This is a genomic window from Bradyrhizobium sp. 22 (genome assembly GCF_000482425.1).
GTDB classification, from domain to species: domain Bacteria; phylum Pseudomonadota; class Alphaproteobacteria; order Rhizobiales; family Xanthobacteraceae; genus Bradyrhizobium; species Bradyrhizobium japonicum_B.
Window position 1 is genome coordinate 522,914 of sequence record NZ_KI519399.1, and the last position, 14,667, is coordinate 537,580.

Here is a 14,667-nt window from a genome sequence, read left to right on the forward strand (position 1 = left end):
GCTGCGTCCGGGGCACGAGAGCAGGGATAACAACAATGCGTTTCGCCGCCATCGCCGACGTCCACGGAAACTACCTCGCGCTGGAGGCGGTGCTCGCCGACATCCGCGCGCTGGACATCACCGCCATCGTCAATATCGGCGACATGGTAAGCGGCCCGCTCGATGCGCGCCGCACCATCGAGATCCTGATGAATCTCGATGCCGTGCATGTGCTCGGTAACCACGACCGCTATCTGCTCGACCGTCCGTCGGAGAAGATGGGCTCGTGGGATCGTCCCGCCTTTGAAGCGCTCGATGCCGCGCAGCTCGACTGGCTGCGCGCGCAGCCGATGACACGGATATTCCGTGACCAGGTGTTTCTCTGCCATGCAACGCCTGAGAGTGACGAGGTCTACTGGCTCGACATTGTGCATCCCGACGGTACGGTGGCGCTGTCGCCGCTGGACCGGATCGAACCATTCGCGCAGGGACTCACGCAATCGCTGATCCTTTGCGCCCACACCCATCTCGCCCGTGCCGTGCGCCTGCGCGACGGCCGGCTGATCGTCAATCCCGGCAGCGTCGGCAGTCCCGGCTTTCGCGACAAGCATCCGTATCCACATGTCGTCGAAGCCGGCACGCCGCACGCGCGTTATGCGATCCTCGAGCTGGTGGACGGTGCCTGGCAGGTCACGTTCCGCCACGTCGCGTATGATCACGAGACGATGGCGGCACTGGCGCGCCGCAATGGGCAGCCGGAGCTGGCGAACGCGCTCGCGACGGGATGGATCAAGTAAACCTCTCGTGTCCCGGACAAGGCGCATCGCGCAAGCGATGAGCCGCAGAGCCGGGATCCAGGAGTGACAGAGCACATTTGCCGCGACATGGGCCTGGCTCTGCAGCGCAACGCTGAAGAAGCGCTGCTGCGTCCGGGGCACGAGACCACGCTACTTCAACAGCTTCATCGGATCCGCCGCCTTCTGCGTCAGCTGCTCGAATGTGCATTGTCGCGGGGCCTTGTCGGGACGCCAGCGCAGGATCGAGGTGCCGTGGCGAAAGCGCTCGCCGCTGAAATGGTCGTAGCAGATTTCGATCACGAGCTTCGGCTTCAGCGGACACCATTTCGCCGAGCGCTCGGTCGACCAGCGGCTCGGCCCGCCCGGCGCATTGCCGGTGAATCCAGGCTCGCCGATCAGCGCCTCCAGCCGGTCGGTCAGATCAGGCTTTGCCTCCGCCTTGATCGCCGAGGTGAAGCCGACATGGTGCAGCATGCCCTTGGCGTCGTAGAGCCCGAGCAGCAGCGAGCCGACCACTTTTCGGCCCGCGATCTTGTTGCTGGCATAGCGGAAGCCGCCGACCACGCAATCGGCGCTGCGGAATTTCTTGATCTTCTGCATGCCGTCGCGATTTCCGGCCTGATAGGGCAGGTCGATGCGCTTGGCGATGACGCCGTCCGAGCCACCGCCGGATTGCGCCAGCCATTTCTTGGCCGTGGCGTAACTTGTCGTCGCTGGCGAAAGGCGGAAGGGGCTACCCTTGAGGTTGGCTTTCGCAAAGGCATCCAGCACCGGCCGGCGCTCGTTCAGCGTCTTCTCCGACAAGCCTTTCTCCCGAGCCGTCGCAAGCAGATCGAACGCGAGGTACAGGGCCGGCGTTTCCTGCGAGAGTTTTTTCACGCGGCTTGCCGCAGGATGGATCCGTTGCAGCAGCGCGTCGAAGGAAAAGCCCTTGCCGTGCGGCACGACGAGCTCACCGTCGAGCGTGAAACGATCCGCCTTCAGCTGCAGCGCGGCGGAAACGATCTCGGGAAAATAGCGTGCGAGGTCCTCGCCGGATTTCGAGCGCAGATCGACGACGCTGCCGTCGCGCGAGAGCAGGCAGCGAAAGCCATCCCATTTCGGCTCGTACTGCCACTCCTTGCCGCGCGGGATTTCGTCGACCGACCGCGCCTCCATCGCGACAAGCGAGGTCGATCGTCGGGGGCGCTTTGCGGGAGGAGCAGGCAAGGGCGGGACTCGTCATACGCTGAACACGTCCCATCAACGCAGAACGGCCGGCATTTCGCCGGCCGTTGTCGAAAATATTCCTGATCGCAGGTGGATCAGACCGCCGAGGTGATCCACTGCTGCAGCTTCGCCTTCGGCGCCGCGCCGACCTGGCGGGAGGCCATCTCGCCACCTTTGAAGATCATCAGGGTGGGGATCGACATCACGCCGTACTTCGAGGCGGTCTTCGGGCTCTCGTCGACGTTGAGCTTGACGATCTTGACCTTGTCGCCCATCGCGCCGGCGATCTCGTCGAGGGCGGGCGCGATCATGCGGCACGGGCCGCACCACTCGGCCCAGAAATCGACGACGACAGGGCCGTTCGCCTTGAGCACTTCGGCTTCGAAATCAGTGTCGGAAACCTTGCCAACGGCCATGGGAATACCTCGTTCGGTTGAAAGAGAATCGGCGCGACCTGGAATCGCGCCGGGGATCATGGCGTCAACCTATGAACGGCCCCTTGCCGGGTCAAGGACGCTCACGCCGAGATGAAGGGATGCCAGCGCCGCGTCCAGCGCGGGGGCTGAAATCTCCATATATTCAAGGGTCTCGGTCCAAAGCAGGACGGCCCGGATCGGGGTCTGGGGATAAAGTCGCGAGAGCACCGCCCGGTACAGCGCCAACTGCCGCACATAGGCCGCGGGCGCCTCACTGGCGCTCCTGGGCGCGGCCTGGTTGGTCTTGAAATCGACGATCAAGACCTCATCCGGGCCAACGACCAGCCGGTCGATCTGCCCGGACACCAAGGCCGGAGGTCGGCCCGGCCGTTCCAGCCTCCCGGCGATGGCGACCTCGGCCCGGCTGCCGGCGGCAAAGACCGGCGCAAAGCGCGGCTCGGTGATCAAGGCGAGCACCTTGTCGGCCAGGGCGGCGCGGTCGGCCTCGCTCCAGTCCGAGGCATTGCGCGCCATGAAGCCGAGTGCCGCCTCGCGCCGGCGCTCGGTGGCGATATCGGGCAGCGATTGCAGCAGACGGTGCACCAGCGTGCCGCGTTGCAGCGCCAGCGCGCGGGACTGCACCGATTCGCCGGAGCGTACGCTGCGGCCCTCCTCGGCCGGCTGACCGGACGGGCGGACCAGGTCATCGTCGACGGTCTCGCGCGGTGCCGGCGTTCGCAGCCAGTCGGGCAGCGCGATCGTCTGCTGCACGGACGCCGCCGGCATGCCCAAGGCCGCCACATCCTCCGGGCGGGCGAAACGGGTGACCTTGCCGAGCGGCGTCTCGATCACCTGCTTGTCCAGGCCCGAGCCGGCGAGGCCGGTGTCGACCAGGTCATACCAGCTCAGCTTGCGGACCGTCTTCATGTTGCCGGGCATGCAGCCGCCGACGATCAGGCGGTCGGCCGCGCGCGTCATCGCGACATAGAGCAGGCGGCGATATTCGTCCTCGGTCTCCTCGATCATCGCCTTGCGCGCCTCGGCGACCGGCTTGGGATCGTCAGCCTTGCGCCCGGCCCAGACCACCACCTCGCCGCCATTGCCGCGCGGCACCTGAATCAGGCGCAGGCGCTGGGAATCCGCGGGCGACGACGTGGTGTCCACCATGAACACGACGGAGGCTTCGAGGCCCTTGGCGCCGTGCACCGTCATCACCCGCACCTCGTCGCGCGAGATCTCCATGTCGCGCTTCACTTCAGTGTCAGCCGAGCGCAGCCAGGCCATGAAGCCTTGCAGTGAGGCCGGCGCCTTGCGCTCGTAATTCAGCGCCAGCTCCAGGAATTCGTCGAGCGCGTCGTTGGCCTCGTGACCGAGCCGGCGCAGGATGCGGGCCCGGCCGCCGTCGCCCCCGAGCAGCCAGGCGTAGAACGCGAACGGCGTCTCATCGCGCGCGCGCATCTCGCAGGCTTCGAGGCGGCGCAACACGGTCGCGAACTTCTCGCTTCCAGCTGCCTGCTCGCCGAGCGCGCGGCGCAGCGATCCCTTGCGGCCATTGGCCAGCTGGAACAGGTCGTCGTCGTCGAGCCCGAACAACGGGCTCTTCAGGGCCACCGCCAGTGCAAGATCATCCTGCGGCAGCAGCAGCGCATCGGCCAGGTTCATCAAATCGATGATGCCAATATGTTCGGTAAGCTTGAGCCGGTCAGCGCCGGCGACCGGGACGCCTGCGTGCTTCAGCGCCTGGATCACGGCGTCGAACGCATTGCCGCGCCGGCGCACCAGGATCAGCATGTCGCCGTAGCGCAGTGGCCGGCGCTCGCCTTCGTGTCCCGTCAGCGTGCCGCTTTCGACCAGCCGCTTGATCTCGGCCTGGATGCGGCGCGCGAGCTTGACCTCGGGGCTGGTTACGGCGACGCCGTCGAACGGGGCGCGCCAGCCCTCGATGTCCTGCCGGTCATCGGCCTCGGCAAGATCCCACAGCTCGATCACGCTGGGACCGGCATCGGCGAGCGCATGATGCAGGGGATGGCCGATCTCGACCGAATGGATGCTCTTGTAGATCTGGGGATCGCGGAAGACGTGGTCGACCGAGCGCAGGATCGCGGCGCCCGAGCGGAACGAATAGGTGAAAGCGACAGGATCGAATTTCAACCCGGCGGCGGTGAACTTGCGGTGCAGCTCGCGCCGGCGCGCGTCGAATTCATGCGGCGCCGCGCCCTGGAACGAGAAGATCGATTGCTTCTCGTCTCCGACCGCAAACACCGTGCGGTTCAGCCCCTCGCGCGCGCCTTCGCCGGCGGTGAACTCGGAGATGATGTGGGCGACGATGTCCCATTGCCGGGGGCTGGTGTCCTGGGCTTCATCGATCAGGACGTGGTCGACGCCGCGGTCGAGCTTGTAGTGCACCCAGCCCGAGGCGACGCGGTCGAGCATCGCCAGCGTCTTGTCGATGAGATCGTCATAGTCGAGCAGGCCGCGCTCCTGCTTCTCGCGGCGGTAATTTGCGGCAGCGGCGGTTGCGATATGCAGCAGGGCCGCGGTGCGGTCGCGCATGGTCACGGCGCGGCGCTTCTCGATCAGCGCTTCGAGCCGTTGCGCCTCATTATCAAACAGGCGTGCGATAGACGGATTCAACTTCTCAAATTGCTTGGTTACCAGAGAGTCGCGCGGCTCAAGCTTCTCTGTGAGAAAAACGGTAAGATATTCGTCTACCTGCGCGCTGCCGCTAAATGCAGTCGCTCCATGGAGACGGTCTGCCTGCTTCTGATCCGACTTGGTGCCTTCTCTTAGCGCATGGGCAATTGCCTCCCAGCGCGATCGCGGCAAATAGGGCCCGTCGAGAATCTCCGTCTCGACGTCCTCGATGCGGTCGCTTGCATCGACGCCCAACACAGTCGCCATCTGCGCCGCGGCGGCTTCCGCGTTGCCGGCCTCGTCGGTCCAGGCCATGAAATGATCGCGGCTGAGACAGGCCTCGCGCACGACTTCCTTGAAGGTGACGTCCGCGGCGCTCGCCATCGCGGTCAACAAGGCGCGGCCGGTGACGCTGTCCGGATCGCGCGCGGCCTCCAGCAACACCTTCAGATTGGCGCGCTCCATCATGTCATTCTGGTCGCGCTCGTCAATCACGGCGAAGCGCGCCGGCACGTTGGCCTCGAACGGAAATTGCTGCAGCAGGCGCGTGCACAGCGCGTGGATGGTCTGCACCTTCAAGCCGCCCGGCGTCTCCAGCGCGCAGGCGAACAGTTTTCGCGCGTCGCGGCGCAGCTTTGCATTGGGATGCGGGATGCCGACGGCGCGGATCGCAGCGTCGAGCGCGGTGTCATCCAACGTCACCCAATGACCGAGCGTGGTGAACACGCGTTCGGCCATATTGGCGGCGGCGGCCTTGGTGAAGGTGATGCAGAGGATCTTTTCCGGCGGCACGCCTGAGAGCAACAGGCGGATCACGCGCTGCACCAGCACGTGGGTCTTGCCCGAGCCGGCATTGGCCGACACGAAAGCCGAGGCGGTCGGATCCGAAGCGCGCGCCTGCCGCGCGCGCACTTCATCCGGGATGGGGCGGGGCGCCTTCACCATTCCTCGATCCCCAATCCGCCGGCCGCGGACCATTCCTTGATCCGGGCCAGGTCGTCATAGGTGCCGTAGCGGTTCGCCCACATCGGCAGGTTCAGCGAGGTGTAGGGCTGGTTCTCGTCCTCGAAAGCACGGACCAGCGCCTCTAGCTTCGCCCTTGCCTCGGTGGCCGCCGTATCCGGCGGCTGCGGCTCGTCGCCCTGCTTGTACTTGAGCTCGAGAATGCGCTCTTCGCCCGGCGGATTGTTGCCGCTGAGGCGGACATAGACGAGCTGGCTCACCGACGAGCCCGCGTCGATATCCGGGAAACCGCCTTCGCGCAGGATCGCCGCCTCCAGCGTCAGCTGCGGCGACAGGCCCATGCGGACCTGCTTGCCGGTCGGCGGCTGCCCGGTCTTGTAGTCGAGGATGGCATAGCCGCCGCCCTGGCGCCGCTCGATGCGATCGGCGCGCGCGGACAGATGGAAGGTGCGGGCATTGTCGAGCCGGATCGATATCTCGCCGCGAGTCTCGGCCATGATCGCCTCGATCGCATCCCGCCGCGCCATCTCCCATTCGCCGAACCAGCGTGCGATGCGCTGGAACCGGGGCCACCACAGCGCACGCGCCTCGGGGCGCTCCATCAACGGCGCGAAATGCTTCTCGCCGATCGCACGCAGCACGCGGGCGGGATCATCAGGCAGGCGCGTCGCGTAGTGTTCCGTGAACTCGCCGATGGCCTCATGGATCGCCGAGCCGCGGTCGGCCGCCGACAGCGGCATGTCGACCGGATCGAGCGCATCCAGCCGCAGAATGTGCTTTGCGTAGATCGTGTAGGGATCGCGCAGCCAGTCCTCGATCGCGGTGACCGACATCCTGAGCGGCCGCGTCGCGCGCGGCGGCCGGGGCTCGGGCTGCTTGATCGGCTCGACCTTGTCGGGCTGGTCCAGCGCGCCCGCGAACTGCACGTATTTTTCACCGGCCTGGATCGCCGCCGTCCAGAGATCGTCCCCCGCGACCGCCTCCAGCCGGTGCAGGAAACGCGAAGCCACCGCCGGTGCGCCGCCGGCCTTGGCGGAATGGGTGAGGATCACCTCGTCGCCGCCGAGCAGTTGCGCGAAGTCGTGCGCGGAGAGGCCGATGCGGCGCTCCGGCAGGTCGAGCCCAAGCTCATGCCGCATCGGCCGGCTCAGCCAGGGATCGATGCGCGGCGCCGGCGGCCAGACGCCTTCGATCAGGCCGCCGATGATGATGCGGTCGGCCTGCATCAGGCGCGATTCCAGCGGACCGTAGATCTGCAAGCGCGCTCCGGGCTTGTCACGCCGCCGCACCGCGCGATCGCTGAACGCGGTCTGGAAGACGTCCGGATAGTCCGCGAGCTGCACCATCAATCTGCTGGTCGTGCCACCGCGCAGGAGATCGTCGAAGGCGCTGGCGAGCGCGAGGCCCTCGCGGTCCTCGAAGGCGAGCGGGATGCCCTGCTCGTCGCGTGCCAGCTCGATCATGATCTCGCGATGCCGGTGCGCGAGCTCGGCGAAGTCATACGGCTTCGATGACGCCATGCTCTCGATCGGCGCCAACGCTTTTTGCAGGGCATCGATCAGGCCCTGGATGCGATCGAGATCCTCGGCCTTGAGACGTGCGCGCGGCTCGGCGCGGTGCAGCGCGGAGGCCTCGCCGCGCCACAGCTTGGCAAGCTCCTCGCGAAAGCGATTGAACTCGCGCAGGAGACCGGCCGTGCCGGCAGGCGGCCGCGTGCCGCGCAACACAGCCAGCTCGAGGCCTTCGATCGCCGCCTTCCACGCGCCGGGCGCGCGGCCGAGCCGGCAGAGCGGATGCTTCAGCAGCGCCAGCAGCGTCGGCGGCTCCAATCCCTTCGTCGCCGCCTCTGCGGCAAGGCGTGCGAAGATTCCGGCGGAGGTTTCCATCAGGACGTCGCCGCCGGAATCGTCGAAACTGAGACCCCATCGGCTGAGCGCGGCCATCACTCGTCGCGCCAGCGCACGGTCGGGCGTCACCAGCGCCGCCGTCTTGTCGAGATGCCTCGCTTCGCGCATGGCAATTGCGATGGCGAGGGCTTCCATTTCGGGATTAGGGGCTTCGACGACCGCGAGCCTCGTCATGCCGCCGGCGATCTTTGCGGCGACATCCGGCTGCTTCAGCCGGTCGTGCCAGACTTCCGTCTTGGCCGAGGGCCGCATCGATTCGGAGGCGAGCAGGTCGCGGCCGCCTTCGGCCGGCGGCTGAAGGATCTCGACGTCGCTGCGCTTGATGCCGAAGCGCTGCAACAGCGCATTCATGGCATATTGCGGATGGTTCGAGGCCGGAGGCTCCGCGAACTTGCCGAGCGCATCGCGCACGCCGCCGATCGTTCGCCAGGAATCCTCGTCGAGATCGGTGTCGAGGCCGGGCAGCACCACGGCGCCATGGGCTAGCTGCGCGACGGCGTGCAGGAATTTCGCAGTAGCCGGCATCGAGCCGGTCGACCCCGCCGCGATGACAGGCCCGTTCGGATGCGCGGTCAGCCGTTTGGCTTCCGCCGCGATCAGGAGATCGCGCCGCGCCGCCGGCTCGATCCGGTTGATTTCGGCGAGATGACCGGGCCAGGCGATGCGTGCGATGCGCAGGAACTCGAGCGAGTGCTGCCAGTAGCGGTCGAGATTGTCAGGCACGAGTCCGTCGAGCGCGTTCCAGTCAACGCCGCGCGTGACCATATCGTCGATCAGGCGCGCGAGGTCGCCGGCGAGCGCCAGCGTCGAGGCGGGCCCGCCCACCACCAGCGGCGCCAGCACCGGACCCTTGGCCCAGGCCGCGACGAGCTGCGCCAATGTCAGTCGCCGTTCGAGCTCGTCGAGCCGCGGCGGAATGTCGAGCGGCGTCGTGCCGGAAAACTGCTCGCCTTCACCGGCGAAAGCGAGCTCGTCCTCGTCGATGTCGCCGAGCGCGACGATGCGCGGCAGCACCACTGCGTCGGCCTTCATCTCGTCGAGAAAGATCTCGCGGACGACGCGCATGGCGCGCCGCGTCGGCAGATACAGCGTGGCATCGGCGAGCCGCGCCGGTTCCTTGCGCGCCTCGAAGCCCTCGACCAGGCGACCCTCGAGCAGGGCCGTGACGACCGTGCGCAGGAACGGAACTGAGATGGGAACGCTGAAGACGCGCATGAGCTGCCTGATTCGGAAGATCAGGCAATATAGGGAGGCGGGATCAAATGGTCATGGGTGGAGGGGAGATAGTCCCCGCTGTTCGCGGGCTCACAGCTCTCGTGCCCCGGATGCAGCTCGGCACGCAGTGATGCGCTGCTGAGCCGGGGCCCAGTCTGCCTTCCGCGAGTGAGGATGGAGTGGGTCCCGGCTCTGCGGAGCGGCACTTCGCGCCGCACCGCGTCCGGGACAAGAGAGCGGTCTTACGCCACGCTCTCCAGGAACGCCTCTTCCGCAGCATGGACGGCATCGGGGGTGCCGACATGCATCCAGACGCCGTCGAGGCGCAGGCCGAACAGCCGCTCCTGCTCGTTAGCGCGGTCGAACATCCTGGTCAGCGAGAACTCGCCCTTCGGCGCGCCCTCGAAGATCGATGGCGACAGGATCGCCGCGCCCGCATAGACGAACGGAACGACCTCTTTTTCCTTGCGCTTGCGCAGGGCGCCGTCGGGCAGCATGCCGTAATCGCCGCGGCCGCTATAGCCGATGCTGGTCGCGGTCGGTGCCATCAGCAGCAGGATGTCCATGCGCGCGGGGTCGAAATTTTCAGCGAGCCGCGTCAGGTTCGAGCGCACGCCGTCGATCCAGAGCGTGTCGGAATTGACGTGGAAGAACGGCTCATCGCCCAGCAGCGGCAGCGCCTTGACCACGCCGCCGCCGGTGCCGAGCACCTGGTCGCGCTCGTCCGAGATGGTCACGCGCGGATGCTGGCGCGATGCGACGTGATCGATGATCTGGTCCGGCAGGTAATGCACGTTGACCACGGCCTCGGTCACGCCGGCCTGGCCGAGCTTGTCGAGCACGTGGTCGAGCAGCGGCTGGCCGGCCACCGGCACCATCGGCTTCGGCATCTTGTCCGTCAACGGACGCATGCGCAGGCCGAATCCCGCGGCGAGCACCATGGCTTTGGTCGGTTTGACGGACATCCTTCGCCTTCTCAGACCTTTCGTGTTCGCAACAATCCTAACACGAGGTTCGAACAGCCGCACCGCATCTCGACCGCCTTAGCCACCGGCCGTGACGGTTGTACGACAGGTGTTGCCGTCATGCCCCGACGGCTGCGGAACGGACCTTTTTCTTCTTCTCACCCACCTTGAGGAAATTGACGCCGATCTGGTCGCCATTGAGCCAGGCAAGCTCGCAGCGCCGGTAGGCCAGGCCGGTCGACGACAGCAGCAGAAAGAACTCTTTCAGATGCAGGCCCTCGACCGAGCCGTCGATGGTCAGCTTGGCGCCGCTGTCTGAGACGTCCTCCATGGTGCAATCGCGCCGCCAGGTCCCGTCGATCCCCATCATCTGGGCCGGAATCCCGCGCTCGAAAATAACCCGGCTGTTGCCGCGCTGATCCGCTTTCGCCGCCATCTGCCTTGCTCCAGCCCGTAGTTTCCCGGCTCCCTCGGCGCCAGAATAGCGACATCTTGGCTAACGGCCGGTAAATCGGGCCACGAATTAGACGTGTGGCGGACTTTGGGGCGGCGGGACGTTGGCGAGATACCAGTCGCGCAAGGCGCCCAGCGCGGGGTGCGCCAGCGAGCGCTGGAGATAGGTCCAGATCCGCGGCTGGTGACGCAGATAATGCGGCTTGCCGTCGCGGCGGTTGAGGCGGGCGAAGGTGCCGAGCAGGCGCGTGTTGCGCTGCGCCGACATGATGGCGTAGAGCTCGGCGAAGCCGGCCGCATCAAAACCGGCATCGGCTGCACGGCGCGCCTTGATGTAACGCGACAGCAGCGTCAGCTCGATGTTTTCGGGGACGTCGATGCGGGCGTCCTGAAGCAGCGACACCACGTCGTAGGATTGCGGCCCGAGCACGGCATCCTGGAAATCGATCACGCCGACGCGCGCGATGCCGGTGCGATTGCCGAGCCAGATCAGATTGGGCGAATGATAATCGCGGATGATCCAGGTCCGCGGTGCCGCCAGTGGCTTCTTCAAGAGCTCGCGCCACATCGCGGAGAACTCCGCGCGCGTCGCTTCGCTCAGCGCTGCGTTGCGGTCGGGCAGATACCATTCCGGCATCAACCCGATCTCGATCAGCATCGCCTCGATGTCGAAGACGGGAATGGCATAGGTCTGCCCGTCGAGTGGCAGCGTTTCCGGCAGCGTCTTGCCGTGCAGCGCCGCCAGCACGTCGGTCGCGACCTCGTAACGCTCGACGATCGGGCGCGGCGGATCGCCTTCGATCACGCCTTCGCTGCCGAAATCCTCCGAGATCAGGAAGCCATGATCGAGGTCGAAATGGTGGATCGCGGGCGCCGAGAGTCCCTGCGCACGCAGGCCTTCGTCGACGGCGACGAAGGGCGTGACATTCTCGGCGAGATGTACGGCCGCGCTGTAGGATTTTCCGTTGTAGAGTGCAGCGCCATCGGGGCGCTGCGGGGAGTTCATGAGGATGACGCTCTCGTCGTCGCGCAGCAGCCGCGCGTAGGAGCGGGTCGAGGCATCGCCGGCCATGCGTCTGCGCGTCGCATCCATGTAGCCTGACGTGTCGAGGAATTCGCGCAATGCCTTCAACCGCGCAACGACGGCCGCACCCTTGCCGGAGCCGGTGATGTCGGCGGCGCGTGCGTTCGATCCCAGCGCATGCCGGTGCGTCAGCGCGATGTCGATGCGGTCCTGCGGCATCGCCGACGGCGCGCGCTCCGGCCATTCGATCAGGACCAGCGTGGCATCGGGCAGCGGCGAAAGCCCGATCTCCTCCAGCTCGCTCTCGTCCTCGACCCGATAGAGATCGGCATGCAGCACCGGGAAGGACGGCAGCTCGTAGCCTTGCACGAGCGTGAAGGTCGGGCTCGGCACCTCCAGCTCCTCGTCGCCGGCGAGGTAGCGGATCAGGCTGCGCGCCGCCGCAGTCTTGCCGGCGCCGAGATCGCCGGTGAGCGTGATGACGTCGCCGGGGCCGACCAGCAGCGCGAGGTCGGCCATCAATTGCGCGGTGGCCGTCTCGTTGTGGAGCGCGACGGAGAGCTTGGTGGGTTCTGTCATTCGGCGGCGTCGCGATGCGCCGCCTGGTCGGTCGGGAAATCGCAGATCACGACCGTGCCGCGGCCGACGATCGAATCCACCCGCACCTTGCCGCCATGCAGCTCGACGAAGGAGCGCACCAGCGACAGGCCGAGCCCGGCGCCGCGGTGACGCGAGCCCTGCGAGCGGCTTTCGAACCAGTTGAACACCTTGTCCTTCATGTCGGCAGGTATTCCAGGGCCGGAATCTGTCACGGTGAAGACCACGCTGCGCTCGGTGCGCCGCGCGCTGATGCCGACGGTGGAATCCTGTGGGGAAAACCCGACGGCGTTGGCGAGGAGGTTATAGAGCACCTGCACCACGCGCTTCTCGTCGCCGACGAAGCTGCCGACATCGGGCGCGATCTCGACCTTGAGGCGGATGCGGTCGGTGGCGAGCCGGTCCTGGATGCCCTCCGCAGCGAGCTCGATGGCCTTGCTGACGTCGACCTGCCCGAGCTCCAGCTTCATCGCGCCGGCGTCGATGGTGGCGAGATCGAGGATGTTGTTGGTGAGCGCGAGCAGCGCATTGGTCGATTTGGTGACGTAGTCGAGATATTCGGCCTGCTTCGGCGTCAGCGGCCCGGTCGAGGGATCGCTGAGGAAATGCGCGAAGCCGATGATGGTGGTGAGCGGCGCGCGCAGCTCGTAGGAGACGTGGTGGACGAAATCCACCTTCATCTGGTCTGCGGCCTCCAGCGCCTCGTTGCGCTCGCGCAGCGCGCGCTCGACGTTCTCGGTGTCGGTGATGTCCTGGAACGTCAGCATGGTTGCGCCGTCGGGCAGCGGCCGGATCATGCCGTCGAGCACGCTGCCGTCCTTGCGCTCCAGCTTGAGCGGGACGTCGGCGCGGTTCTCGATCGAGGTGATGGCCTCGCGAATCTGACGCCACACCGCGGGGTCGTCGAACAGCTGATGGCACCAGCCTTCCACAGTCTGGATGTGCGGCTCGTCGCGCATGGCATCGCTCGACAGCTTCCACATCCGGACGAAGGCCGGGTTGAACAGCTGCGCCTTGCCGTTGCTTCCGAACACCGCGACGCCCTCGGCGAGGCTGTCCAGCGTCTCGCGCTGGACGCGGATCAGGCCGTCGAAGCGGCGGGCGAGGTCGAGGCTCTCGGTGACGTCGTCGAACAGATAGGTGACGCCGCCTTCCGGGTTCGGCGTGGTGACGACCGAGAGCGCGCGGCCGTCGGGGAGATACCAGGTCTCCTTCGCGGTCTCGACCGCGCGATAGGCTTCGTGCAGCTTGGCCTTCCAGGCCCGGAAGTCCGGTTGCTCCGGTAGCTTGCGCGCGGCGCGGAGCTGATCGAGCACGCTGGAATCGTCCGGATGGGCGTCGAGGAAGCTGCGGTCGAGGTCCCACAGCCGCCGATAGGAATCGTTGTAGAAGGCAAGGCGACGCTGGCCGTCGAACACGGCAACGCCGGAGGAGAGCTGGTCGAGCGTGCGGCGATGCGCCTCCGCCATCCGCACCAGTGCCGCGCTGAGCCCGTCCGCCTCGCTGGCATCGATGGCAACGCCGACGCTGCCGCTGCCGACATTGACGGCGCGCACGTCGTAAATGCGGCGCTCGCCGCCGATCACGATCGGCAGCCGCGCGTTGAAATTGGCCGCCTCCTTCAGGCCCCGCTCCATCGCGCTGCGGTCGGCGCTGTCGAGCAGCTCGAGCTTGCGCTCCTGCGCGTCGGCGACGCTGTTCGCCTCGGTCGCACGGACATAGGCCGGGTTGGCGTAGGTCAGCGCTCCGTTCTCGCCCTTGGCCCAGATCGGCCAGGGTGCGGCGGCAGCAAAGCCGCGCAGCATCTCGGTCTCGTCGGAGAGCGCATTGTAGCGGAGATGGGTCTCGGCCAGCTCGCGCCGCAGCCCCGAGAGCTCGCGAATCCGGACAATGGCCTGGCCGCCGATGGCACGGCCGATCGCTTCCAGCGTATGGCCGTGCGCAGTGCTCAGCGTCAGCTGGAACCCGTCGCCGCGGTCCCGCAGGGCGTCGACCGCGTGGTCCATCTGCAGCGCGGGTTCCGGCGGCAGCCAGGTTCCGAATGCGAGCACGCGTTGCGGCGAGGAATCGCGCGGCAGCACCATGGAGATGTCGCCGGAGATCTGGGCGCGATTGTCGCCAGCCGGCCAGGAGATCAGAATCTGCGGCTCGGCGAACAGCAGCGCGCCGAAGCGGTCGGCCTGGAGCTGGAGTTCACCGATTCGGGCCCGCAGCCGCGCCTCGTTCTTCGCCGTGCGCACCCGCGTGCGCATCAACAGGATCGCGGCCATCACCGAGAAGCCGAGCAGGGCCAGCGCGGTGGCGAGCACCGCGAGTTCCTGCCGGTTGAAATCCAGTATGATGGAGAGGGTTTCGATGAGGTCGGCGGCCTCGGCCGGCGCAGCCGGCAGCAGCGCTGCGAGAGCGCCTCCCAACAAGCCGTTGCGCGCAAGCGATGTGCACGACAGCAGCGTCCGACGCATCGACCCGATCACGCCTGACATAGTTGCCCCAAGACCGCGGAGTTCA

9 protein-coding genes are annotated in these 14,667 nt (G+C 66.8%); 1 reads left to right on the forward strand and 8 read right to left on the reverse strand.

Going from position 1 to position 14,667, the window contains the following annotated elements; translation table 11 throughout:
- The first annotated feature begins 35 nt into the window (after positions 1 to 35).
- Complete coding sequence (locus K410_RS0103835; protein WP_028133613.1) at positions 36 to 776, forward strand: metallophosphoesterase family protein; 741 nt, start codon at positions 36 to 38, stop codon at positions 774 to 776.
- A 150-nt stretch (positions 777 to 926) separates the two neighbouring features.
- Here the strand turns inward: K410_RS0103835 and K410_RS0103840 are convergent, their stop codons facing one another.
- The 8 genes from K410_RS0103840 to K410_RS0103875 all read right to left on the reverse strand — a co-directional run bounded on the left by K410_RS0103840 (position 927) and on the right by K410_RS0103875 (position 14,642).
- Positions 927 to 1,934 (reverse strand): ATP-dependent DNA ligase, encoded by a 1,008-nt coding sequence (locus tag K410_RS0103840; protein WP_028133614.1) that lies wholly within the window; start codon positions 1,932 to 1,934, stop codon positions 927 to 929.
- 146 nt (positions 1,935 to 2,080) lie between these two features.
- Positions 2,081 to 2,401 (reverse strand): thioredoxin, encoded by a 321-nt coding sequence (trxA, locus tag K410_RS0103845; RefSeq protein ID WP_007598398.1) that lies wholly within the window; start codon positions 2,399 to 2,401, stop codon positions 2,081 to 2,083.
- Between the two features lie 69 nt (positions 2,402 to 2,470).
- The gene (gene addA / locus K410_RS0103850; RefSeq protein ID WP_028133615.1) at positions 2,471 to 5,980 is read right to left on the reverse strand and encodes a double-strand break repair helicase AddA; all 3,510 of its coding nucleotides are present in this window, start codon (positions 5,978 to 5,980) and stop codon (positions 2,471 to 2,473) included.
- Positions 5,974 to 9,120 carry a double-strand break repair protein AddB gene (gene addB / locus K410_RS0103855; protein ID WP_028133616.1) on the reverse strand — a complete coding sequence of 1,049 codons (3,147 nt, stop codon included), beginning with the start codon at positions 9,118 to 9,120 and terminating at the stop codon, positions 5,974 to 5,976. Before addB ends, addA begins: the two co-directional genes overlap by 7 nt.
- Before the next feature lie 242 nt (positions 9,121 to 9,362).
- A complete protein-coding gene (locus tag K410_RS0103860) occupies positions 9,363 to 10,085 on the reverse strand; it encodes a nucleotidyltransferase family protein (RefSeq protein WP_028133617.1) in 723 nt (240 codons plus the stop codon).
- A 118-nt stretch (positions 10,086 to 10,203) separates the two neighbouring features.
- Positions 10,204 to 10,521 (reverse strand): PilZ domain-containing protein, encoded by a 318-nt coding sequence (locus tag K410_RS0103865; protein WP_028133618.1) that lies wholly within the window; start codon positions 10,519 to 10,521, stop codon positions 10,204 to 10,206.
- Between the two features lie 87 nt (positions 10,522 to 10,608).
- Entirely contained in the window at positions 10,609 to 12,141 is a 1,533-nt protein-coding gene (gene tsaE, locus K410_RS0103870) for a tRNA (adenosine(37)-N6)-threonylcarbamoyltransferase complex ATPase subunit type 1 TsaE (protein ID WP_028133619.1), read from the reverse strand.
- On the reverse strand, positions 12,138 to 14,642 hold the full coding sequence (locus tag K410_RS0103875; RefSeq protein WP_028133620.1) for a sensor histidine kinase: 2,505 nt from the start codon (positions 14,640 to 14,642) through the stop codon (positions 12,138 to 12,140). Before K410_RS0103875 ends, tsaE begins: the two co-directional genes overlap by 4 nt.
- Between the last annotated feature and the right edge of the window lie 25 nt (positions 14,643 to 14,667).

Coding starts and splice junctions, on each gene's coding strand:
- K410_RS0103835 (WP_028133613.1), top strand. CDS start 36: ATGCGTTTCGCCGCCATCGCCGACGTCCACGGAAACTACCTCGCGCTG.
- addB (WP_028133616.1), bottom strand. CDS start 9,120: ATGCGCGTCTTCAGCGTTCCCATCTCAGTTCCGTTCCTGCGCACGGTC.
- K410_RS0103840 (WP_028133614.1), bottom strand. CDS start 1,934: ATGGAGGCGCGGTCGGTCGACGAAATCCCGCGCGGCAAGGAGTGGCAG.
- K410_RS0103875 (WP_028133620.1), bottom strand. CDS start 14,642: ATGTCAGGCGTGATCGGGTCGATGCGTCGGACGCTGCTGTCGTGCACA.
- K410_RS0103860 (WP_028133617.1), bottom strand. CDS start 10,085: ATGTCCGTCAAACCGACCAAAGCCATGGTGCTCGCCGCGGGATTCGGC.
- trxA (WP_007598398.1), bottom strand. CDS start 2,401: ATGGCCGTTGGCAAGGTTTCCGACACTGATTTCGAAGCCGAAGTGCTC.
- tsaE (WP_028133619.1), bottom strand. CDS start 12,141: ATGACAGAACCCACCAAGCTCTCCGTCGCGCTCCACAACGAGACGGCC.
- addA (WP_028133615.1), bottom strand. CDS start 5,980: ATGGTGAAGGCGCCCCGCCCCATCCCGGATGAAGTGCGCGCGCGGCAG.
- K410_RS0103865 (WP_028133618.1), bottom strand. CDS start 10,521: ATGGCGGCGAAAGCGGATCAGCGCGGCAACAGCCGGGTTATTTTCGAG.